The organism is Intestinimonas butyriciproducens, from assembly GCF_016901775.1.
Lineage (GTDB): Bacteria > Bacillota > Clostridia > Oscillospirales > Butyricicoccaceae > Pseudobutyricicoccus.
The window spans coordinates 1-21470 of record NZ_JACJKW010000008.1 but is presented as its reverse complement, the minus strand read 5'-3'; the positions used below and the strand labels follow the sequence as shown (position 1 = coordinate 21470).

23 protein-coding genes and 1 other annotated feature are annotated in these 21470 nt (G+C 55.6%); all 23 genes read left to right on the top strand.

Features of this window, described 5'->3' with window-relative positions; genetic code table 11:
• Positions 1–13: 13 nt before the first annotated feature.
• Positions 14–1084 (top strand): stage III sporulation protein AE, encoded by a 1071-nt coding sequence (locus tag H6A25_RS05540; protein WP_204750991.1) that lies wholly within the window; start codon positions 14–16, stop codon positions 1082–1084.
• Positions 1081–1617 (top strand): hypothetical protein, encoded by a 537-nt coding sequence (locus H6A25_RS05535; protein WP_204750990.1) that lies wholly within the window; start codon positions 1081–1083, stop codon positions 1615–1617. The genes H6A25_RS05540 and H6A25_RS05535 overlap by 4 nt, the downstream gene beginning before the upstream one ends.
• Positions 1571–2107 (top strand): hypothetical protein, encoded by a 537-nt coding sequence (locus H6A25_RS05530; RefSeq protein WP_204750989.1) that lies wholly within the window; start codon positions 1571–1573, stop codon positions 2105–2107. Before H6A25_RS05535 ends, H6A25_RS05530 begins: the two co-directional genes overlap by 47 nt.
• A gap of 13 nt (positions 2108–2120) precedes the next feature.
• Entirely contained in the window at positions 2121–2717 is a 597-nt protein-coding gene (locus tag H6A25_RS05525; RefSeq protein WP_204750988.1) for a SpoIIIAH-like family protein, read from the top strand.
• Positions 2718–2786: 69 nt separating this feature from the next.
• Complete coding sequence (locus H6A25_RS05520; protein WP_204750987.1) at positions 2787–3179, top strand: Asp23/Gls24 family envelope stress response protein; 393 nt, start codon at positions 2787–2789, stop codon at positions 3177–3179.
• A gap of 168 nt (positions 3180–3347) precedes the next feature.
• Positions 3348–3794 carry a transcription antitermination factor NusB gene (gene nusB, locus H6A25_RS05515; RefSeq protein ID WP_118746870.1) on the top strand — a complete coding sequence of 149 codons (447 nt, stop codon included), beginning with the start codon at positions 3348–3350 and terminating at the stop codon, positions 3792–3794.
• On the top strand, positions 3794–4738 hold the full coding sequence (locus H6A25_RS05510; RefSeq protein ID WP_204750986.1) for a DNA-binding protein: 945 nt from the start codon (positions 3794–3796) through the stop codon (positions 4736–4738). Before nusB ends, H6A25_RS05510 begins: the two co-directional genes overlap by 1 nt.
• On the top strand, positions 4735–6003 hold the full coding sequence (gene xseA, locus H6A25_RS05505) for an exodeoxyribonuclease VII large subunit (protein ID WP_204750985.1): 1269 nt from the start codon (positions 4735–4737) through the stop codon (positions 6001–6003). The genes H6A25_RS05510 and xseA overlap by 4 nt, the downstream gene beginning before the upstream one ends.
• A gap of 18 nt (positions 6004–6021) precedes the next feature.
• A complete protein-coding gene (gene xseB, locus H6A25_RS05500) occupies positions 6022–6252 on the top strand; it encodes an exodeoxyribonuclease VII small subunit (RefSeq protein ID WP_243423256.1) in 231 nt (76 codons plus the stop codon).
• A gap of 3 nt (positions 6253–6255) precedes the next feature.
• Positions 6256–7140 (top strand): polyprenyl synthetase family protein, encoded by an 885-nt coding sequence (locus H6A25_RS05495; protein ID WP_204750984.1) that lies wholly within the window; start codon positions 6256–6258, stop codon positions 7138–7140.
• Between the two features lie 11 nt (positions 7141–7151).
• Positions 7152–7598 carry a divergent PAP2 family protein gene (locus H6A25_RS05490; RefSeq protein ID WP_204750983.1) on the top strand — a complete coding sequence of 149 codons (447 nt, stop codon included), beginning with the start codon at positions 7152–7154 and terminating at the stop codon, positions 7596–7598.
• Between the two features lie 371 nt (positions 7599–7969).
• On the top strand, positions 7970–9835 hold the full coding sequence (dxs, locus tag H6A25_RS05485) for a 1-deoxy-D-xylulose-5-phosphate synthase (protein ID WP_204750982.1): 1866 nt from the start codon (positions 7970–7972) through the stop codon (positions 9833–9835).
• Entirely contained in the window at positions 9828–10640 is an 813-nt protein-coding gene (locus H6A25_RS05480; RefSeq protein WP_204750981.1) for a TlyA family RNA methyltransferase, read from the top strand. Before dxs ends, H6A25_RS05480 begins: the two co-directional genes overlap by 8 nt.
• A complete protein-coding gene (locus tag H6A25_RS05475; RefSeq protein ID WP_204750980.1) occupies positions 10637–11494 on the top strand; it encodes an NAD(+)/NADH kinase in 858 nt (285 codons plus the stop codon). The genes H6A25_RS05480 and H6A25_RS05475 overlap by 4 nt, the downstream gene beginning before the upstream one ends.
• A 20-nt stretch (positions 11495–11514) precedes the next feature.
• Entirely contained in the window at positions 11515–11967 is a 453-nt protein-coding gene (gene argR, locus H6A25_RS05470; RefSeq protein ID WP_204750979.1) for an arginine repressor, read from the top strand.
• 27 nt (positions 11968–11994) lie between these two features.
• Positions 11995–13710 (top strand): DNA repair protein RecN, encoded by a 1716-nt coding sequence (recN, locus tag H6A25_RS05465; protein ID WP_204750978.1) that lies wholly within the window; start codon positions 11995–11997, stop codon positions 13708–13710.
• A gap of 184 nt (positions 13711–13894) precedes the next feature.
• Complete coding sequence (locus tag H6A25_RS05460; RefSeq protein WP_118426007.1) at positions 13895–14578, top strand: response regulator transcription factor; 684 nt, start codon at positions 13895–13897, stop codon at positions 14576–14578.
• Complete coding sequence (locus H6A25_RS05455; protein ID WP_430651162.1) at positions 14578–15471, top strand: sensor histidine kinase; 894 nt, start codon at positions 14578–14580, stop codon at positions 15469–15471. The genes H6A25_RS05460 and H6A25_RS05455 overlap by 1 nt, the downstream gene beginning before the upstream one ends.
• A 109-nt stretch (positions 15472–15580) precedes the next feature.
• The gene (locus H6A25_RS05450) at positions 15581–16249 is read left to right on the top strand and encodes an ABC transporter ATP-binding protein (protein ID WP_118426011.1); all 669 of its coding nucleotides are present in this window, start codon (positions 15581–15583) and stop codon (positions 16247–16249) included.
• A gap of 12 nt (positions 16250–16261) precedes the next feature.
• Positions 16262–18919 (top strand): ABC transporter permease, encoded by a 2658-nt coding sequence (locus tag H6A25_RS05445; RefSeq protein WP_204750976.1) that lies wholly within the window; start codon positions 16262–16264, stop codon positions 18917–18919.
• Positions 18920–19079: 160 nt separating this feature from the next.
• The gene (locus H6A25_RS05440; RefSeq protein ID WP_204750975.1) at positions 19080–19442 is read left to right on the top strand and encodes a hypothetical protein; all 363 of its coding nucleotides are present in this window, start codon (positions 19080–19082) and stop codon (positions 19440–19442) included.
• Between the two features lie 62 nt (positions 19443–19504).
• Positions 19505–19746 (top strand) — a binding site (T-box leader).
• 55 nt (positions 19747–19801) lie between these two features.
• Positions 19802–21028, top strand: a complete 1227-nt coding sequence (tyrS, locus tag H6A25_RS05435; protein WP_204750974.1) for a tyrosine--tRNA ligase — start codon at positions 19802–19804, stop codon at positions 21026–21028.
• Positions 21029–21211: 183 nt separating this feature from the next.
• A partial coding sequence (gene tnpA, locus H6A25_RS05430; RefSeq protein ID WP_204750973.1) for an IS200/IS605 family transposase occupies positions 21212–21470 on the top strand: 259 nt, incomplete at its 3' end.

Here is a 21470-nt window from a genome sequence, read left to right as displayed (position 1 = left end):
GAGGGGAGGAGCCATGGAAAAACTATGCCTTTTGCTGCTTCTTCTGCCACTGCTGATTCTGCCGGTGCGGGGAGCGGGGCTGGAAGAAGTGCGGGACCAAATGCCGGAAAGCGTGCAGGAAGTCACCACCGATCTGGGAGATTCCATGGTGTCTTCCTCCAGTCGATCTCTGCTGGAAAAAGGGGTGGGGCTGTGGCGGCAGCATCTGCGGGAGTCCTGCAAGGCATCGCTGTCCATTCTGGCGGTATGCGTGCTGCTGGGGCTGGGGCAGAGTTTTGCAGGGGCCTCGGGCATCACCTTGCCGGGAAACCTTTTGTCCATGGTGGGGGTGTGCGCCATCGCCCTCATCGCCCTGGCGGGCACAGGGAGCCTGCTCACCACCTGCCAGGAGGCTTTGGAGGAAATGGATGCGCTGCTCAAAGGAATGATGCCTGCTTTTGTGTCGGCCATGGCGGCCTCGGGCAATCCGGTGTCTTCGGTGATGGCTTCCAGCGCCACGCTGATGGGGGCGGGACTGCTGGTTTCTCTGGGCAAAAACCTGGTTTTTCCCGCCATCCGGTTGTTCATCATTTTGTGGGCCGCAGGGCTGATGAGCGAAAATCCCACCTTGCAAAAGGCGGCGGGATTTCTCCGGTGGCTGTGTTTTGCCTCATTCAAAATTCTGCTCATCGGCTTTACCATGTATATCACCATGTCTGGCGTCATGTCCTCCGGGGCCGATGCCGCAGCGGTGAAAGCGGCCCGGGTGACCATTTCCGGGGTGGTGCCGGTGCTGGGGTCCATTTTGTCCGACGCCACCGATACCCTGCTCACCGGCGCACGGGTGCTGAAAAACGGGGTAGGGGTCTTTGGCATGATTGCCGCCGTGGCCGTGTGCCTGTCTCCCTTTCTCCGCTGTCTGTGCTTTTCCCTGGTTTATAAAGTGATGGCCGCTTTGGGCCACTCCTTCTCCGGCGGTACCGTTTCCCGGATGCTGGACAGCGTGGGGGATGCCTATGCCATGGCCCTGGGGCTGCTGGGCAGCTGCTGTGCTCTGGTGTTCATTTCCATGGTGGTGTGTACAGCGGTGGTGAATGGAGCATGATGGAAAACCTTTTGTTTTTGGCCCGGCGGCTTTTTCTCTGCGGGATGCTTTCGGCCATGGGTATGACCCTGGTGAAGGGAAGCAGCCAGGAAAACACCATGCGCCTGTGCTGCGCCTGCCTGATGGTCATCACCATTTTTGGCGCGCTGCCCCAGATGAAAACCGGGGTGGATTGGTCCTTGCCCCAGAAGGAAACCATGGAACAGGCCGCCCAAAAAGGCCTGGAAGAGGGGTGGGAGAGCCAGAAAGAACTGATCTGCACCCAGGCGGAAGAATATCTGGAGAGCCGTGCCCTGGCAAAGGGGATTTTCTGCCGGGCGATGGTGGAAGGGCAGATCGATGAGGAGGGTGCTTTTTCGGTAAAAAAGGCAGAAATCCTCCCGGAGGCTTCCCTCAGCGCCCAGGAGGAGGAGTCCCTGCGCCGCCTGGCGGAAGAAAGCCTGGGGATTACGGGAGAGCAGGTCATCATCGGAGAAGGAGTGGGACATGGAGAAGAAATGGACGATGCCGGAATATATCCGGAAGGCTTTTGATAGATATAAGTATGTCCTGCTGGTGTGCTGCATGGGGCTGGTGCTGGCCCTGTGGCCTTCCGGCGGGGATGAAACGGCGAAGCAGGCGGCGGAAGAAGAGTCAGGGATTCTTTGGGAAGACGCCGCTCCCGATGCTTTGGAAGCGCAGCTGGCCCGTCTTCTGGAAAAAATGGAGGGGGTGGGCCGGGTGGAGGTGCTTCTCACCCTTCGCCAGGGAAGCCAGCAAAACTATGTCTATAACAGCAGCACCAGGGAAGATGGAGGTGAGGCCCAGTTCGGCAGAGAAGAGCAGAAAGAGCTGGTAGTCATCAGCCGGGGTGGGGAAGAAAGCCCGGTGGTGCAAAGCGTCAGCTCGCCGGAATACCAGGGGGCAGTGGTCCTGTGCGATGGGGCCGACGACCCCAGGGTGTGCCTGGAGATCACCCAGGCCATCCGCTCGCTGACGGGGATCACCTCCGATCACATCAAAATTTCCAAAATGAAACAGTAGGAGGAAGCACAGTATGGTCATCAAAAGAAAAAGCGCGATTTATTCGGTGATCGCCCTCATGCTCTGCGTGGCGGTCTATCTCAACTGGAGCTATCAGCGGGGCGGAGAAGATGGAGCGGTGATGCAGACCGGCCAGACCGGCGACAATAAGATCCTGGGGGAGAGTCAGCTGGTGGATAAGACCGAAAGCGGGGAAGAACCCCTGGAGACCGTGTCGGAGACCGAAGAGCAGGCCGCTGGAGAGACCACTGCTGCTTCCGACTATTTCTCTCAGGCCCGGCTTTCCCGGCAGCAGGCCAGAGACGAAGCGGTGAGCATCTTCAAGCAGACCAGTGAGAATCCCTCCGCCGACGCCCAGTCCAAGGAGCAGGCCGAAGCTTCCATTGCTACCATGGCGGAAAACGCCGTGAAAGAGGCCCGCATTGAAAACCTGGTGGTGGCCAAGGGATTTGCCGACTGCGTCACCTTCATCAATGAGGAAGGGGTCAATGTGATCGTGCAGAAAACCGAAAACGGTCTGGGGGAAGAGGATGTGGCCAAAATAAGGGATATCGTTATGAGCGAAACCGATTTCGCCGCCGATGTGATCAAAATTATTGAAACTGCCTGATTTCTCTTGCATGAAGCCCCCGGATAGGGTACAATATATTGTACATATTCATCCGAGGAGGAATGAGACATGAGCGATGTAAAGGAGTACTGGCCCTGCGCCGGAGAGATCGCCGATGGCAATATAAAGATTTCTGAGGATGTGTTGGCTACCATCGCCACCATTGCCGTCACCGAGACCGAAGGCGTGGCGGCGGCCGCTTCCACCGTGGGGGCGGAGATCACCGAGATGTTCAGCGGCCGCAAGGGCAGTACGCCTCGGGGCGTCAAGATCCGTTTTGACGAGGAAGCTCAGGGTTGTGTGGTGGAATGCAGCGTCATTCTCAAATATGGCAGCTCGGTCACCGAAACCGCAGGGAATCTGCAGAAAAATGTGAAGACCGCCATCGAATCCATGGCCGGCATCCATGTGGCCCGGGTGGATGTGCAGGTCTGCGGCATCCAGCTGCCCAAAAAACAGTAAAAGCCCCATCGCCTTCTGCACCAGAAGAGCCGGCCGCCAATAAAGCGGCCGGCTCTTTCTTTCTTCAGGCTCTTTCTTTTTCTTTGGGGATTGTGTATAATAATCACAGAGCAATTTTGACAAAGCCAGATAGAAACCGCCGCTCTGAGCGGCAGATTGGATGAGATTATGAGCAGAAGAAACGCCCGGGAGCTGGCGCTCCATATGATCTATTCCGGGGAATACTCCCAGAAGGAGCCGGAACAATTCGTCAAAGACTGTCTTTCCCCTGAGCGGTTTTCCTCGCTGGCCGGGGAATATGAGCTGTATCAGCAGGCTCCGCCGGAAAACCAGCTGGATTACATCTGCCGTGCAGCCACTGGCGTGCTGACCCATGGACCGGAACTGGACGGCTATATTGAAAAATATGCCGTAGGCTGGTCGGTGTCCCGCATTTCCCGCATGGCCAAGTGCATTCTCCGCCTGTCCATGTATGAGATGCTGTATATGCAGATCCCGGTGGGGGCGTCGGTGAATGAAGCACTGGAACTGTGCAAACGCTATGAATCGCCGGAAACCGCTTCCTTCCTCAATGGAGTGCTGGCTTCCTTTGTGCAGAAGGAGCTGACTGCCTGATGGCTATTTATCTGGGGTTCGATACCAGCAATTACAAGACTTCGGCTGCTCTTTTCGACAGCCAGACCGGTAAGGCCTGGGGAGAGAGCCGCTTCCTTCAGGTACCCGAAGGGTCTTTGGGCCTGCGCCAGAGCGAGGCCCTGTTTCAGCATGTGCGTTCCCTGGGACAAATCACCGAGAGCCTTTTTGAAAAAACCGGCCGGCTTCCTCTGGCCGCTGTGGGATATTCCGCCCGCCCCCGCAATCAGGAGGGGTCCTATATGCCCTGTTTCCTGGCGGGAGAGATGGCGGCCCGTACCGCAGCTGCCGCCGGAGGGATGCCGGCTTTTGCCTTCTCCCACCAGCAGGGGCACATCGCCTCGGCTCTTTGGTCGGCAAATTGCCTTGATTGGATGAAGGGGTCCTTTTTGTCCTGGCATCTTTCCGGGGGCACCACAGAGCTTCTGCGGGTGGAATCCCGCCCGGGAGAACTGCTGGAGGTGCGTGTGATCGGCGGCACTCAGGATGCTTCCGCCGGACAGATCATCGACCGGGCCGGAGTGGCCATGGGCCTGCCGTTCCCCTGCGGCGCCCATCTGGACAAGCTGGCCGGAGAGGAAAAACCGGCGGAAAAACCCTTTGCCGCCAAGATGCAGGGCCTGTTTTTCTCCCTGTCCGGGCTGGAAAATAAGTTCAAAGCGCTGCTGGACAAAGGATGCCCGAAAGAGCAGGTGGCCGCTTTCGTCACCCAGTCCATTGCCGAAACGGTGTATCGGGTGACCAAAAAGGCCCAGAAGGAAGAAGGCCTGCCGGTGCTTTTTTCCGGCGGGGTTTCGGCTTCCTCCCAGCTGCAGCGGCGCTTTGAAGGAAAAGACCAGGTGGCCTTTGCTCAAAATGGCTGGGGCGGGGACAATGCCCTGGGGGCGGCGCTGCTGGCCGCCATGTGGAAGGAGGGGGTGCTGTGAGCGGACAGCCCATCACGGTATCCCAGCTGACCAACTACATCAAGGCCTTGCTGGAGCGGGCCACGCCTCTCCAGTCCCTTTGTCTGCGGGGAGAGATCTCCAACTATAAAATACACCATTCCGGCCATCACTATTTCACCCTGAAGGATGAAAACGCCGTTGTCAACGCGGTGATGTTTGCCGGAAATGCCCAGAAACTGCGTTTCCGGCCGGAATCGGGGATGAAGGTCATCGTCTACGGCAGGGTGAGCCTGTTCCCCAAAAGCGGCCAATACCAGATTTATGTGAGCCAGATGCTCCCCGATGGGGTGGGGGCTCTGTACATCGCTTTTGAACAGCTGAAGCAGCGCCTTTATCAGGAAGGGCTTTTTGACAAGGATAAGAAAAAGCCCCTGCCCGCTTATCCCAGCACCATTGCCCTTGTCACTTCTCCTACCGGCGCTGCTGTGCGGGATATGGTGCGGATATTGAAAAAACGCTGGCCCCTCAGCCGGGTGCTGGTGTGTCCGGTGAAGGTACAGGGAGAAGGAGCCGCCCAAGAGGTGGCGGAGATGCTTCGCTATGTGGATGAGCATCGGTTGGCCGATCTGATCATCACCGGCCGGGGCGGCGGTTCCATTGAAGATCTGTGGGCTTTCAACGAAGAGCCGGTGGCCCGGGCCATTGCCCAGTGCAGCACCCCGGTGGTTTCTGCCGTGGGCCATGAGCCCGATGTGACCATATCGGATTATGTGGCCGATCTGCGGGCGGCCACCCCTTCCAACGCCGCCGAGATGGCTGTGCCCGACAAAGGGGAGCTGTGGCTGCGGTTGCAGGATTGGAACAGGCATCTGGAGATGCTGGAAACAAGGCGTCTCCAGCTTCTCAGCCAAAAAATAGAAGAAAGCCACCGGCGCATGATTCTGGTGGAAAAGCGGCGGGTGCAGCTGCTATGTCAGCAGCTTTCCGCCCTTTCCCAGAAAAAAATCATGAGCAGCCCAAAAGAATATTTCAACGAGCGGCGGCTGAGTCTGTCTTTCTCCCAGGAGCGGATGATTGCCGCGGCCCGGGAAAATGTGGGCAGAAAGCGGAAAAACTTTATCGGCAAGGCGGCTACATTGGATGCCATCAGTCCGCTGAAGGTGCTCAGCCGGGGCTATGGTTTTGTGACAAAAGAAGAAAAAATCATCAAGACAGCGGCAGATATCGCCCCCGGCGACCGGATCGACCTGCGTTTGCAGGGGGGCAGCGCCAGCTGTCTGGTGGAACAGGTAGACAAGGCATAGGGGAAAGGAGGAAGCGTTTTGTCGGAACAGTTTGTGTTTGAAAGCGCCATGAAGCGCATTGAGGAAATCGTCCGGCTGCTGGAGCAGGGGGATGCGCCCCTGGATCAGAGCCTGGCTTTGTTTGAAGAGGGCACGGGGCTGATCAAAAAATGCTCGGCGGCCTTGGATCAGGCGGAGCAAAAGGTGGAAATGCTGGTCAGAACACCGGAAGGCCCGGAGACCGAGCCTTTCCAGGTGCCGGAGGAATAAAAAATGGATATGGCAGAAAAACTGAAAGAATATGCCCGCTTGACCCAGGAAGGGCTGGAAACCTATCTGCCGGAGCAGGCGGGGGCGTTGGAAACGATCTTCCAGGCCGCCCGGTACAGTGCCCTGGCTGGAGGAAAGCGGCTGCGTCCGGCCCTTTTGATGGAGTTTTATGCACTTCACGGAGGAAAGGCAGCAGAGGCTCTGCCCTTTGCCTGCGCCCTGGAAATGGTGCACACCTACTCCTTGATCCATGACGATCTGCCCTGCATGGATAACGACGATCTGCGCCGGGGCAAGCCTACAAACCACAAGGTGTTCGGGGAAGCTACCGCCCTTCTGGCAGGAGACAGTCTGCTCACCCGGGCCTTTGAAACCATGCTTTGCCATTGTCCGTCGGAAATTCCGGCGGAAAATGCCTTGAAAGCCGCCGGAATCCTGGCGGCCCGGGCGGGAATGGAAGGGATGATCGGCGGACAGGTGATGGACCTGGATTTTGAAACACGGCGGCCGGACAAAGAAGAGCTTTCCCGGATGGTTTATCTGAAAACGGGATGTCTGCTGATGGCGGCCTGTGAGATGGGCTGCGCCCTGGCCGGAGCGGGACCGGAGGAAATGAAAAAAGCCCGGCTGTATGGGGAAAAACTGGGGTTGGCTTTCCAGATCCAGGACGATATTCTGGATGTGACGGGCAGCACCGAAAAGCTGGGCAAGCCGGTGGGCAGCGATGCAGAAAATCACAAAAACACCTTTGTCAGCTGTTACGGATTGGAGGAATGCCGGCGCCTGGCAAGGGAAAACACCCGGCTGGCCGTGGAAGCGGTGGATCTTCTGCCGGGAAGCGGCTTCCTCACAGAGCTGGCCTGGAGCTTACAGAAGCGGGATCATTAGGAGAAAAAACTATGCTGCAGGATCTTTTGTCCAATCGAGTGTTCTGGACAGCCATTGTGGGCTGGTTTGCCGCACAGGCCCTGAAAGTGGTCAGCGGTTTTATGGTCAATCACAAACTGGATTGGAAGCTGTTTTTCGCCTCCGGCGGAATGCCTTCCAGCCATACCTCCACAGTGGTGGGCCTGACCACGGCGGTGGCCTTTGCCGAGGGACTTCACTCGGCGGCTTTTGCCATTGCCTTCGTCTTTTCCACCGTTGTGATGTATGATGCCACCGGCGTGCGGTGGGAGACGGGCAAACAGGCCCGGGTGCTTAATTACATGATGAAAAACTGGCACCACAGCAAAAAGCCGGAGGTGTTTCAGGAAAACCTGAAGATTTTTGTGGGTCACACCCCCTTTCAGGTGTGGGCCGGAGCACTTCTGGGCCTTTGCATCGGTATTCTGATGCAGCTGTAGGGGCGTTTGCATTTATTATGCAAAATTGGTATAATAATATCTGCTGCATAAATCGATTTCCGGTTTATGGGTGCGGCGATAGCTGCACAATTTCATCAAAAGGGCGGAAAAGAGCTCTTTGTGGAATTTGGATATTGTTTCAATGGGCACCTTTGCCTGTGTGGTGAAAACCCCAGGCGAGAGACGCAGGTTTTTGGATGATAATTTCCGGAAACCTGCACCGGAACAGAGCGGATTTACCTTGTAAGCCTTGGCTTTCAGGGCTTATTGCTTTGTTTTGCCCATGATAATCACTCTATGCGCGGCTTTGTGTCCCTTTGTGGGTGGCCTTTGTTCGGGGCCTGATCTATGCCGCAGGGAAGGATGGGACGATGGAGGAATATCCGCTGCTGTCTCATATTATGTCACCCCATGATGTGGGAAAGCTCACCGAGGAACAGCTGGAAAATCTCTGCACAGAGATCCGCTTTTTCCTCATCCGGAGCCTGTCCCTCACAGGAGGGCATCTGGCCTCCAATCTGGGGATCGTGGAGATCGCCACAGCCATCGACAGCGTGTTTCAGTCGCCGAAAGATAAAATTATCTACGATGTGGGCCACCAATGTTATGTGCATAAGCTGCTCACCGGGCGGATGAATCAGTTTGCTTCGCTGCGCCAGCTGGACGGGCTCAGCGGTTTTCCCCGGCCTTGGGAAAGCCCCCATGATGCCTTTATCGGAGGCCATGCGTCCATGTCCATTTCGGCAGCGCTGGGCATGGCCCGGGCTCGTACATTGCAGGGAGAGGATCACAGCGTGGTCTGCGTCATCGGCGATGGCGCTCTCACCGGCGGTATGGCCTATGAAGCCCTCAACGACGCAGGTCAGTCGGGCGAGCCCATTATCGTGGTATACAACGACAACGAAATGTCCATCAGCCCCAATGTGGGTGCGGTGGCCAAGCGCTTGAGCAAAATTCGTCTCAAGCCTCAGTATATCGATCTGAAACGACGGATGAAGGCCCTTTTCCGCCGGTACAGCTGGGGGGAGAAGGCTATTGCCAGAGTCTCGGCGGTGAAGCGGCGGGTGCGTTCCATGGTGCTGCGCCAGACCATTTTTGATTTGATGGGATTCACCTATCTGGGCCCGGCCGACGGCAACGATATCAAAACAGTGAAATATCTGCTTAGCGAAGCCAAAAAGCTGCAACGGCCGGTGGTGCTCCATTTCAAAACGGTGAAGGGGAAGGGCTATGCCCCTTCCGAGCAGAATCCAGGGTATTTCCATGGCGTAGCTCCCTTTGATGTGGACACCGGTCTGCCAAAAAAACAGGGCGGGCAGAACTTTTCCTTGGTGATGGGCGCCGAACTCACCCGATTGGGGGAGGAAGATCCTGCGGTCTGTGCAATTACCGCTGCCATGAAAAACGGAACCGGGCTGAATCTGTTCGCTCAGACATTCCCTCAGCGCTTTTACGATGTGGGCATCGCAGAAGAGCACGCCATCACCATGAGCGGTGGCCTGGCCGCCGGAGGGATGAAGCCGGTGTGCTGCATCTATTCCACCTTCTTGCAGCGGGGCTATGACCAACTGATCCATGATCTGGCCATCAGCCGTCTGCCGGTGGTCATCGGAGTGGACCGGGCCGGTCTGGTGGGAGAAGATGGGGAGACCCATCAGGGCCTGTTTGATGTACCCTTTCTCCGCACCATTCCTCATTTGCAGGTGCTTTCTCCCGCTTCTTTCCCAGAGCTTCGTCGGGCTCTCCGCTGGGCACTGGAGCAGCGGGAAGGGCCGGTGGCCATCCGCTATCCCAAAGGCGGGGAACTGGAATTTAAAGAAGATACCTTTGATCATCCCCAGGCGGTGCTTCAGGAGGGAAGCGACATCACTCTGGTGTCCTATGGCATCATGATCAATCAGGTTCTGGAGGCTCACCGTCTGCTTTGTCAGGCGGGAATCCAGGGTGAAGTAGTAAAGCTCAATAGCTTGACAGCCTTTGATAAAGAAGTGCTGATCCGGTCTCTTCGGAAAACCGGGCGCCTGGCTGTGGTGGAGGACTGCGGCAACAAAGGCTGCGTGGGCCAGGAGATTGAGGCTCTGGTGCAGGAGGCGGGAATTTCCCTTGAATACTGTCGCCTGTATAACTGCGGCGATGATTTTGTGCCCGCCGGGAAGGTTTCCCAGCTTTATGAAAGATGCGGCATTACAGGGGCGCAGGTGGCCCATTCCATACAGGAGGCGATGAAGAATGTCTGAAAAACAGCGGCTGGATATGCTTTTGGTCCAGCGGGGGCTGGAAAGCTCCCGGGAGCGGGCCAAGGCGGTGATCATGAGCGGCATCGTCTATGTGAACAATCAGAAAGTGGACAAGGCGGGGTTTTTCTGCTCTCCTGAAGATCAGGTGGAGGTGCGGGGAGCATCCTTGCAATATGTAAGCCGGGGCGGCCTCAAGATCGAGAAGGCCCTGAACTATTTCCGTTACGATCCGGCGGGAAAGACCGCCATCGATGTGGGAGCTTCCACCGGCGGCTTTACCGATTGTCTGCTGGGCCGGGGGGCCGCAAAGGTCTTTGCGGTGGATGTGGGCTATGGCCAGCTGGCCTGGTCGGTGCGTACCGATCCCCGGGTGGTGGTGATGGAGCGCACCAACATCCGTCATGTGACCCCGGAGCAGATCGGGGAAGAGCTGGATCTGGCGGTGTGCGATGTGTCCTTCATCTCTCTGCGCCTGGTGCTGCCGGTGGTCTATCAGCTGCTGGGTCCCCAGGGGGAGATGCTCACCCTCATCAAGCCTCAGTTTGAAGCCGGACGGGAAAAGGTGGGCAAAAAGGGAGTGGTGCGGGAAAAGGCCACTCACATCGAAGTGCTGGAAAATACCTTGGACACAGCTCGCAACGCCGGTTTCCATGTGGCCGGACTGACCTACTCCCCCATTACCGGCCCCGAGGGAAACATTGAGTTTCTGGCCTATCTAAAAAAAGAGGGGGAAGACGCCTCCATTGACATTGCCGCTATCGTGGAAGAGGCCCACGGGGAGATGAAAGGCGGAGAACAGCAATGAAGCAGATCTTTCTCTTCCCCAATTTCACCAAAGAGGGCACCCAGGACGCCGCTCAGCAGATCGTCCGGCGGCTGCGGGAACTGGAGTTTCAGGTATGCTGCGACGAAACCATCCGGGGCCAGCTGGGCGGGGAGACCGAAGCGCTGTGCCAGTGGGCCTCTTATGAGGATTGCCTGGCGGGGAGCCATATGGTCCTGGTTGTGGGCGGCGATGGCAGCATTTTGCGCATCGCCCCGGATGCAGCCCGGCACGATCTGCCCATTTTGGGGGTCAACACCGGAAAACTGGGGTTTATGAGCGAGCTGGACACCCATGAACTGCGGTATCTGCGCCAGCTGCAGCAAGGGCAATATGCCATCGACAACCGGATGATGCTGGATGTGACCGTGCTGCGCCAGGGAGAAAATGTCTATTCGGCCTGCCTTCTCAACGATGTGGTCATCACCAAGTGGCCTCTGGTGCGGCTGATCAACATTTCTCTCAGCATCAACGGTACGCTGACCACTTCCATGCGGGGAGACGGGATCATCGTCTCCACCCCCACCGGCTCCACGGCCTACACCCTGTCTGCCGGCGGGCCTATCATTGAACCCAATGCCAACTGTATGGCAGTCACGCCCATTTGTGCCCATGAGCTGGGAGTGCGGCCCTTTGTGCTTTCCGATGAGCGGGTGGTCACCATCACGGCGGGGGCCGAGGACAACAAGGCCTATCTGTCCTCCGACGGAGGGGCTCCTCTGGAGCTGGAACCTTCGGACACCGTGACCATCCGCCGTTCCCAGTGGCAGACCCGGCTGGTGCGCCTGAAGAGCATCGGCTTCTATCAGCTTATTTATAAAAAATTGTCTATCTGATCAAGAGGAGGGATGCGCTTATGAAATTCCAACGGCAAGCAGCCATCATCGATCTGATCTCGAATCATGAGATCGACACCCAGGAAGAACTTACCGCCAGACTGCGGGAAATGGGTTTTCACTCCACCCAGGCCACCATTTCCCGGGACATCAAGGAACTGCGACTGATCAAGATCGCCTCTTCCAACGGCGGCTACAAATATTCCATCGCCGAAAGTGAGCAGGATTCCGGCTTTGTGCCAAGAGTACGGAATATTTTCCGGGAATGCGTCATCAAGGTGGATGTGGCCCAGAATCTGGTGGTCATCAAGACCATCACCGGTATGGCCAACGCTGCCGCTTTCGCTCTGGATACCATGAAGATCGGCGAGATTGTGGGAACCATCGCCGGGGACGACAATGTGCTCATCATCCTCCGGGACAATGACAGTGCACAGAACTTTTTTGAGCAGACCAAGGAAATGCTCCGCTGATGGAACAAAGCGGTTGGGGGAAGGGATATGCTGAAAACGCTGCACATCGAAAATGTGGCCGTCATTGAAAAGGCCGATATCCAGTTTATGGCCGGTTTCAATGTGCTCACCGGCGAAACGGGAGCGGGCAAATCCATCATCATCGACTCCCTCTGGGCCATTCTGGGGGCCCGCACCAGCCGGGAGCTGATCCGCCACGGCCAGAACAAAGCGGTGGTGAGCGCGGTGTTTTCCCCTCTGTCTCCCGGTTCGGCGGCCAAGGCCGAAGAGCTGGGATACCCGCCGGAGGACGATACCCTGCTCATCAGCCGGGAGATTGTGCAGGATGGGAAAAATATCTGCCGCATCAACGGCCGGCCGGCTTCGGTGTCCATCCTCCGGCAGCTGGGAGAAACCTTGGTGAATATCCATGGCCAAAATGCCGGCATCGCTTTGCTGGATGAAAACTCCCACATGGATTATCTGGACTCCTTCGGGGGTTACCAGGAGATTCTGGAGGAATATTACACCCAGTACCGCAAGCTTCTGGACCTGCGCCGCTCCATCAAGGAAAAAATGAAACAGAACGCCCTGCTGCAGCAGAGGGAGGATCTGCTGCGCTTTCGCTGGGAAGAGATCAGAAGCGCCTCTTTGCAGCCGGGGGAATACGAGCGCCTGCGCCAGCGGCGCCTTTTGCTGGGAAACCAGGAGAAGATCTCCCGCAGCCTGCTGATGGCGGTGACCGCCTTGTCGGGAAATGACGAGGAAACAGGAGCCATCGGCCTTGTGAGCCAGGCGGAAGAGCGATTCCGCGCCTGCGCAAAATGGTCGCCGGAGTGTGAGACCTTCCGCAGCCGCAGCCAGGAGATTCTGGCCCTGTGCCAGGAACTCCTGCGGGATGCCGGAAGTTTTCTGGGAACGGTGGATTATTCCCAGGAAGAGCTGGCCCAGACCGAAGAGCGGCTGGAACTGCTGGAGCGGCTGATGAAAAAGTACGCCGCAGACGAAGAGGGTCTGCTGCGGCTGGAAGAAGAAAGCCGCAGGGAAGTGGAACAGCTGGAGCACATGGGAGAGGATCTGTCCCGGCTCAACGGGCAATATGCCGCCCTGCGGGCTCGGGTTCAGAAGTTGTCACGGACCCTTCATGACAAGCGGCAGCAGGCCGCCAAAAAGCTGGAAGAGCGCATCCAGGAGGAACTACGGCAGCTGGATATGCCCCATGCCCGCTTCCAGGTGCAGGTGTGCCATGCCGGGGAAGAGGGACATGTGAAGTTTACCCGCCGGGGTACCGATGAGGTGCGTTTTCTTCTCACCACCAACCCAGGAGAGGACTATAAGCCGTTGGCACGGGTGGCCTCCGGCGGTGAGCTTTCCCGCATTATGCTGGCCATCAAAACGGTGCTTACCACCGCTGAAGATGCGTCCACTCTGATTTTCGATGAGATCGACACCGGTGTCAGTGGCCGGGCCGCCAATAAGGTAGGGGAAAAGCTGTTTGCCCTGTCCATGGAAAAGCAGGTGTTGTGTGTCACCCACCTGCCTCAGATCGCCGCATTGGGTCAGTACCAGTACCGGATCGTGAAAGAAGCCCAAGGGGATAAGACATTGACCCAGGTGGAGCTTCTGGACGAAGAAGGACGGGCCATGGAGATCGCCCGTCTCACCGCCGGACTGGGGGTCACCCAGCAGACCCTTCGCTCGGCCCGGGAGATCCTTGAAATCGCCCGCGCGTTCCAGGAAGACTGCATGGCAAAAAAGCGCTGATCCTGCGATAGTAGTGATGAATGTAAAAAGAACGCCAGCGAAAAGCCGGCGTTCTTTTTTATTATCCGCATAAGGGAGCAATGGCCTGTGCTTGCCTTCCAGAGAAAAGGAATGTAAAATAAGGGCTGACAGTGTTCTTTTTTACCCAAGAGATTGGGTGCCAAGCGCAACAGGGGGAAGTTGGATGAAGCATATTTTTCTTCTGGAAGATGATGAAACTTTGGCCCGGGGCATTGCCATGGCGCTGGAAGGGCCGGAGCGCACCGTGCAGGGAGCGGGCACTTTGCAGCAGGCGGAAATATGCCTGATGGAAAAGCGCTTTGATTTGTTGATTTTGGATTTGAATTTGCCCGATGGCAATGGGTTGACCTTGCTACGGCAGCTACGGCAGCGAGGCGATGCTGTTCCGGTGATTCTCCTCACCGCCAACGATCTGGAACTGGATGAGGTCACCGGTCTGGAGGCCGGGGCCGACGACTATATCACCAAGCCCTTTTCCCTGGCAGTGCTTCGGGCCCGGGTGAATGCCCAGCTGCGCCGGGGAACACCTCCGGCGGCCGGTGCTTTGGTGCTGGGGCCTTTTGTTTTCAATTTTGACCGGATGGAGTTCCATTGTCATGGCAAAGCGGTGGAACTGAGCAAAACCGAACAGAAGCTATTGCGGGTGCTGGTGGAAAACCGGGGCCACACCATGCCCCGTGCTTTGCTGGTGGATCGGGTATGGACGGATGGAGCGGAATTTGTAGAAGAAAACGCTCTGTCTGTTACGGTGAAACGGCTGCGGGGGAAGCTGGAGGAAGATCCCTCTAAGCCGGAATACCTGAAAACCGTTTACGGCATCGGTTACACATGGGCGGTGGGGCCATGATGGAAAACTTGGGTTTTATTGCTCTATGTCTGGCCGTGGGAGTGATTCTTTGGAACCGTTGGCAAACAAAACGCACCATGCAACGGTTGGATGAAATGCTCACCTCGGCCATGAACGGGAATTTCACGGAAAAAGTCTTTGATGAAAGCCGCCTGTCTGCGCTGGAAAGCCGTTTGAGCCGGTATTTGTCAGCCAGCTCCCTGTCTGCCCGAAAAATACAGGAGCAAAAGGATCAGATCAGTGCATTGATCTCGGACATTTCCCACCAAACCAAAACACCGGTTTCCAATCTTTTGCTGTATACCCAGCTGCTTTTGGAGCAGCCCCTTACCCCGCAAGGTCAGGACTGCGCCCAGGCGATTTCTGCGCAGACGATGAAATTGCAAAGCCTGATTGAGGCCTTGGTAAAGACCTCTCGCCTGGAAACAGGAATTCTGGCACTTCACCCGGAAACAGGAGAAATCCAGGCAATGGTGAACCGGGCCGTGGACCAATACAGGCCAAAGGCGCAAGAAAAGGGGATTGTGTTCGAAACAGGCCCTTTCGAAGGTACGGCTGTTTTTGATGCCAAATGGACGGAGGAAGCGCTGTGCAACCTGCTGGATAATGCGGTGAAATACACCTGTTCCGGAGGGAAAATACAGGTGAAAACAGAAAATTATGAAATGTTTTCCGCCATTTCCGTAACCGATACTGGCCCGGGCATTTCGGAAACAGAGCAGGCCGAAATCTTCGGCCGGTTTCACCGGAGCCCCAGCGTTTACCAGCAGGAGGGCCTGGGGATCGGGCTTTATCTGGCCCGGCAGATCAGCCAGGCCCAGGGCGGGTATATCAAAGTGAAAAGTGCGCCGGGGCAGGGAAGTACCTTTTTTCTCTTTCTCCCCCGCCCATAAAAAGATTCTTTCAAAACTGTTATATTCTCGAAAGTGTGAGGAAAGATTTCAGGAGTAAAGTCTGTATTGCCGAAAGGCGGTACAGACTTTTCCTTTGGAGGACACCGATATGAGTATTTTGCAGACAAAAGACCTGAAGAAATATTATGGTTCAGGGGATACCCAGGTCAAGGCGCTGGACGGAGTGGATCTTTCCGTGGAGCAAGGGGAGTTTGTGGCCATTGTGGGAACCTCCGGCTCGGGAAAATCCACTTTGCTCCATATGCTGGGCGGGCTGGATCGTCCCACTTCCGGCTCTGTTCTGGTGGACGGAAAGGATATTTTCTCTTTGAAAGATGAAGGCCTCACCATTTTCCGCCGGCGGAAGATCGGTTTTGTCTTCCAGGCTTATAACCTGGTGCCGGTGCTCAGCGTGTGGGAGAACATTGTTCTTCCCATTCAGTTGGATGGGAGAAAAGTGGATCGGGAGTATGTGCGGGAGGTCATCGGCATATTGGGACTGGAGAAGAAACTGAAAAGCCTTCCCAATCAGCTTTCCGGCGGACAGCAGCAACGGGTGGCGATTGCCCGGGCCATGGCCACCAAACCCGCCATATTATTGGCCGATGAACCCACTGGCAACCTGGACAGCAAAACCAGCCAGGATGTGCTCAGCCTGATGAAAGTGACAGGGCAGAAATTTGCTCAGACCATGGTGATGATCACCCACAACGAAGAAATTGCACAAATGGCCCATCGCATTGTCCGCATTGAGGATGGGCGCATTGTCACACGGTGAGGAGGTGCCCCGATGAAAGTTTCCAATCAAGGCTGCATTCGCCGTCTGAGTCTGCGCTTTCTTCTGGCCAGCCGGACGCGGAACATCGTGGCTGTCCTGGCCATCGCATTGACAGCTGTGCTTTTCACCTCTCTTTTCACCATCGCACTGTCCATTAACGAAGGAATACAAGAAAATGCCTTCCGCCAGGCCGGGGGATGGGCTCATGGCACCTTTAAGAGCTTGAGCAAAGAACAGTTTGATGCGTTGAAAGGCGATCCCCTGATAAAGGAATGGGGCGTACGCCGCTTTTTGGGAATGCCCGAGGAGGCGCCCTTTCACAAATCCCATGTGGAAATCAGCTATTGCGACGAAAAAGAAGCGCATTTTATATATTGTGACCCGGTGGAAGGCCGGCTGCCCAAGGAAAACACCAACGAGGCCGCCACAGATACCCGTGTTTTGAAGCTCTTGGGGATCACACCAAAGGTGGGAGAGCAGTTCACTGTCACTTTTTTGGTGGATGGCCACGAAACCACTCAGACCTTTACATTGTGCGGATGGTGGGAGTACGATGAGGCCATCACAGCCAGCCACATTTTGATTCCGGAAAGCCGGGTAGAGGCCGTTTTGCAGGAAACGGGCGTTACACCCCCAGGGGAGGACCAGTTGACCGGTGGATATTCCATGGATGTGATGCTGAAAAACGGCTCCCGCTCCATCGAATCCGACATGGTGAAAATTCTGGAAGACCATGGTTATGAAAAAGGGCATCGTGGCCAGGGAGAAAACTGGATTGCCATCGGCGTCAACTGGGGTTACACCGGCGCTCAGCTTTCCAGCAAACTGGACCCGACGACGGCCGTGGTTTTGGTGGCCATGCTGATTCTTATTCTGCTCACCGGTTATCTCATCATCTATAATGTGTTTCAGATTTCTGTGGCAGGGGATATCCACTTTTACGGCTTGCTGAAAACCATTGGCACCACGCCCCGGCAGCTGCGTCGGATCATCCGAATCCAGGCGCTGATCCTTTCGTTGATGGGCATTCCCATCGGTCTGGTGCTGGGCTGGCTTCTGGGAGGGGTTCTCACCCCGCTGGTGGCGGCCCGCCTCAACGGAGTCACTGAAATGGTATCGGTCAGTCCGCTTCTTTTTGCAGCATCGGCCGCTTTTGCTTTGGTGACCGTTTTCATCTCTTGCAGGCGCCCGGGAAAGGTGGCGGGGAGGGTCTCGCCGGTGGAAGCGGTGCGTTATACCGAAGGAAAAGTTTCCCGCAGTAAGGAGAAAAAAGGAGATGGGAAGGTATCCCTGTTGTCCATGGCCTGGGCCAATCTGGGACGCAATCGGGGAAAAACCGCTGTGACCATGCTTTCTTTGGCTTTGGCGGTGGTGCTTCTCACCATGACGGTCACCTTTGCCGGAAGCTTTGATATGGAAAAATTCATTTCCGGATTTACTGCCAGTGATTTCATTGTGGCGGACGGGGGAAAATTCCAATCCACGGATAGCTTCAGCGAGGAAACGGCCGTACCGGAAGAGGTGATCGATGCTATTGATGCCCAGGGAGGCATTACAGAGAGCGGCAGAATCTATGGCAAAGTGTCCCCCGTTGAGGAATTTGTCACCGAAGATTATTACCGTTTGGTTCAGAGCCAGTGGAACTCTCAGGAGCAGATCGATTCCATGATCGGTTATATGGAGCGAACCCCGGAGGGGCTTTTGGCAGACAGGGCCCAGCTTTATGGCATGGAGTCTTTTGCCCTGGACCATTTGACCGTGCTGGAAGGCGATCTTTCCGCTCTCAGTCAGCCGGATAGCTACGCCATGGCCGCAGTCTATTCGGAAGACGACTATGGGAAAGCAGAGGAGAACAGCCATTGGGCCAAGCTGGGAGACAAAGTGACTTTGCGGTATGTGGAGCGATATGAGTATTATGATCCCATTACCGGCCAGGTCTACGAGAAGTTAGAGGATGTTCCCGACGAGGTAAATTGCATTGCGCGGGCGGTAGAATACCGGGATGTAGAGTATACGGTGACCGCCTTGGTGACCGTTCCCAATGCGTTCAGCTATCGCTATTTTGGCGCAGATGAGTTTGTTCTGGGAGCAGATGCCTTTGTCCGTGATACCGGTACCCGCTGTGTGATGTACTATGCGTTCGATACGACGAAAAAATCCAATACATCCATGGAGAGTTTTCTTCAGGATTACACGGAAAACCAAAATCCTCAGTTGGATTATGAGAGCAAAAGCACCTATGCCGGGGAATTTGAAAATGTGCGCCGGATGTTTTTGATCCTGGGCGGGGCCTTGAGTTTTGTGGTGGGGCTGGTGGGTGTACTGAACTTCTTCAATGCCATTCTCACTGGGATTGCAGCTCGCCGGCGGGAGCTGGCGGTGCTCCAGTCCATCGGCATGACCACCCGGCAAATGCAGATTCTGCTGTCTTTGGAAGGACTGCTGTATACGCTGGGGGCCGCCGTTTTGGCAACGGTGCTGGCGCTCATTGCTGTGCCCTTCTTGAGCAGAACCTTAAACCATATGCTGTGGTTTTTCACCTATCGTTTTACGGTTTGGCCTATTTTGATGATTTTGCCGCTGTTTGCGGTGATGGGGGTGGCAATTCCTCTGTTCAGTGGCCGGGCGGCCCGGCGCCGTTCTGTGGTAGACCGTCTGCGGCAGGAATAAGAGTCAACAAGCCTTTGGGAGTCTGTCTTGGGCAGGCTCTCAAAGGCTGTTTTTCTCCATTTGTACAATTCCGCTCATTGGTGTAAAATAAAGATGCTGCGCCAGCTATAGGTTTTGCAGCATCTTTCAAATTCCATGCAACAAATAAGAGGGGGATACCATGGAAGAAAAGAAGGAGAAGAATCCGAAAGGCCAGATTTATCTCAAATGGCCTTGGAATATCCTGGTCTATATTCTTTTGGTGATTGTGCTGCGTATTTTTGCCATTCCGGTGATTCTTCTGATTATGCGGTGGAACAAAAAAACAGCAGCCCGATGGCCCAGCAGAAGGTTATTGTCTCCAGCGTACAAGAGGAAGGCTGATCCAGCTGTTGTGGGCTGCCATCATTTTGCTGGTAGTGGCAGCCGGCAGAACCAGCAACTGACAGATTTCAAATCGCCCAAAGCGTTGAAAGCGGCCTTTGAGTTTCTCCAGGAGCGTGTCCCGGCCGCTGTCTTTGGCATTTATGATTCCCAGGAATAATCGGCCGGCATCGCCGGACAGATGGTTGACAAACAGAGGAAAACAGGATAAAATAAGCTTTGTCAAATGCGATGATCGGAAAAAGTAACAAGGGTTCTCCGCTTCAGAGAGGCCGTGGTTGGTGCAAACGGCTGCAAGAGCTTTGTGAAATACCTCCGTGAGCGGGATCCCAAAACCCACAAAGGGGGAGTAGGCGGTCACAGGTGCGCCTGTTACAGCGCGAGAGTGTGTTTGCACTCATGGAGGCGTCTTTCCGCAAGGGGGACGCAAATAGAGGTGGTACCGCGGAATTTTCGCCCTCTGCTGATTTCTGGCAGAGGGCGTTTTTGCGTTCCTGCCCCCATAGGAGGAATGAATCAATGACAGTGTATGAGGAACTGAAAGCCCGAGGCCTTGTGGCCCAGGTGACAAACGAAGAAGAGATCTCCAAAATGATCAATGAAGGCAAAGCGGTGTTTTACATCGGCTTTGACTGCACCGCCGACAGCCTGACCGCCGGCCACTTTATGGCCCTGACCCTGATGAAGCGGCTGCAGATGGCAGGCAACCGGCCTATCGCTCTGATCGGCGGCGGCACTACCATGATCGGCGATCCCTCCGGCCGTACCGATATGCGGAAAATGCTCACCAAGGAAGATATTGATTACAACGCCCAGTGCTTCAAGCGCCAGATGGAGAAATTCATCGAGTTCGGCGAAGGAAAGGCCAAGATGCTCAACAATGCCGACTGGCTGCTGAAACTGAACTACGTGGAGCTTCTGCGGGAAGTGGGCGCCTGCTTCTCGGTGAACAATATGCTGCGGGCCAAGTGCTATGAGCAGCGGATGGAAAAGGGTCTGTCCTTCCTGGAATTCAACTACATGATCATGCAGTCTTATGACTTCTATCATCTGTTCCAGCACGAAGGCTGCAATATGCAGTTTGGCGGCGATGACCAGTGGAGCAATATGCTGGGCGGCACCGAGCTGATCCGCAAAAAGCTGGGCAAGGATGCCCACGCCATGACCATCACTCTGCTCACCGACTCCCAGGGCAACAAGATGGGCAAGACCGCAGGCAACGCCGTGTGGCTGGATCCCAACAAGACCTCTCCTTACGAGTTCTACCAGTATTGGCGGAATGTGGGGGATGCCGATGTGCTCAAATGCATCCGGATGCTCACCTTCCTGCCTTTGGAGCAGATCCAGGAGATGGACAGTTGGGAAGGCGCTCAGCTGAACCAGGCCAAGGAGATTCTGGCCTTCGAGCTGACCCGCATGGTTCATGGGGAAGAGGAAGCCCAGAAGGCTCAGGAAGCCTCCCGGGGTCTCTTTGCTGGCGGCGGCGACACCAGCAATATGCCTTCCACCACATTGACCCCTGCCGATCTGCAGGGTGGCGCCATCGGCCTGCTGGATCTGATGGTCAAGTGCGGACTGACGCCTTCCAAGGGCGAGGCCCGGCGTCTGATCACTCAAGGTGGCGTGCTGGTGAAAGGGGAAAAGGTCACCGATCCCACCGTGCGCTTTACCGCAGAAGACTTTGCCCAGGAATTTATCATCAAAAAGGGCAAAAAGGTCTTCCATCTGGTGCAGATGGGAGAATAACAGATGCAAAAAAAGAACGCTCCAAAGGGAGCGTTCTTTTTTGTTTTTGGTGCCTTTAGGCTTAATAAAACCCCTGGTTCTACCAGGGGTAAATAAAATACCTTGGTAAAATAAAACCTCCATGTTACGCTGTGAATGGTTTGGCGACCGCATCACAGAAAGAACATGGAGGTTTTAAACAAAATGAAGAACGAGATAAAACATACAGCACATTCCAGTTATCGGTGTGAGTATCACATAGTATTTGCCCCCAAATACCGCCGTCGAGTCATTTACAAAGAGCTGCGAAAGGATATAGGAGAGAGATTCCGCAAACTTTGCAAAGAGATGAATGTAGAAATCATAGAGGCAGAAGCATGTGTCGATCACATTCATATGCTGGTCAGTATACCGCCTTACAAAAGTGTAGCACAATTTGTGGGAACGCTCAAGAGCAAGAGCG

What these genes read in the sequence shown, in the direction of transcription:
- H6A25_RS05540 (WP_204750991.1), top strand. Translation starts at nt 14, where the DNA reads ATGGAAAAACTATGCCTTTTGCTGCTTCTTCTGCCACTGCTGATTCTG.
- H6A25_RS05535 (WP_204750990.1), top strand. Translation starts at nt 1,081, where the DNA reads ATGATGGAAAACCTTTTGTTTTTGGCCCGGCGGCTTTTTCTCTGCGGG.
- H6A25_RS05530 (WP_204750989.1), top strand. Translation starts at nt 1,571, where the DNA reads ATGGAGAAGAAATGGACGATGCCGGAATATATCCGGAAGGCTTTTGAT.
- H6A25_RS05525 (WP_204750988.1), top strand. Translation starts at nt 2,121, where the DNA reads ATGGTCATCAAAAGAAAAAGCGCGATTTATTCGGTGATCGCCCTCATG.
- H6A25_RS05520 (WP_204750987.1), top strand. Translation starts at nt 2,787, where the DNA reads ATGAGCGATGTAAAGGAGTACTGGCCCTGCGCCGGAGAGATCGCCGAT.
- nusB (WP_118746870.1), top strand. Translation starts at nt 3,348, where the DNA reads ATGAGCAGAAGAAACGCCCGGGAGCTGGCGCTCCATATGATCTATTCC.
- H6A25_RS05510 (WP_204750986.1), top strand. Translation starts at nt 3,794, where the DNA reads ATGGCTATTTATCTGGGGTTCGATACCAGCAATTACAAGACTTCGGCT.
- H6A25_RS05495 (WP_204750984.1), top strand. Translation starts at nt 6,256, where the DNA reads ATGGATATGGCAGAAAAACTGAAAGAATATGCCCGCTTGACCCAGGAA.
- H6A25_RS05490 (WP_204750983.1), top strand. Translation starts at nt 7,152, where the DNA reads ATGCTGCAGGATCTTTTGTCCAATCGAGTGTTCTGGACAGCCATTGTG.
- dxs (WP_204750982.1), top strand. Translation starts at nt 7,970, where the DNA reads ATGGAGGAATATCCGCTGCTGTCTCATATTATGTCACCCCATGATGTG.
- H6A25_RS05480 (WP_204750981.1), top strand. Translation starts at nt 9,828, where the DNA reads ATGTCTGAAAAACAGCGGCTGGATATGCTTTTGGTCCAGCGGGGGCTG.
- H6A25_RS05475 (WP_204750980.1), top strand. Translation starts at nt 10,637, where the DNA reads ATGAAGCAGATCTTTCTCTTCCCCAATTTCACCAAAGAGGGCACCCAG.
- argR (WP_204750979.1), top strand. Translation starts at nt 11,515, where the DNA reads ATGAAATTCCAACGGCAAGCAGCCATCATCGATCTGATCTCGAATCAT.
- recN (WP_204750978.1), top strand. Translation starts at nt 11,995, where the DNA reads ATGCTGAAAACGCTGCACATCGAAAATGTGGCCGTCATTGAAAAGGCC.
- H6A25_RS05460 (WP_118426007.1), top strand. Translation starts at nt 13,895, where the DNA reads ATGAAGCATATTTTTCTTCTGGAAGATGATGAAACTTTGGCCCGGGGC.
- H6A25_RS05455 (WP_430651162.1), top strand. Translation starts at nt 14,578, where the DNA reads ATGGAAAACTTGGGTTTTATTGCTCTATGTCTGGCCGTGGGAGTGATT.
- H6A25_RS05450 (WP_118426011.1), top strand. Translation starts at nt 15,581, where the DNA reads ATGAGTATTTTGCAGACAAAAGACCTGAAGAAATATTATGGTTCAGGG.
- H6A25_RS05445 (WP_204750976.1), top strand. Translation starts at nt 16,262, where the DNA reads ATGAAAGTTTCCAATCAAGGCTGCATTCGCCGTCTGAGTCTGCGCTTT.
- H6A25_RS05440 (WP_204750975.1), top strand. Translation starts at nt 19,080, where the DNA reads ATGGAAGAAAAGAAGGAGAAGAATCCGAAAGGCCAGATTTATCTCAAA.
- tyrS (WP_204750974.1), top strand. Translation starts at nt 19,802, where the DNA reads ATGACAGTGTATGAGGAACTGAAAGCCCGAGGCCTTGTGGCCCAGGTG.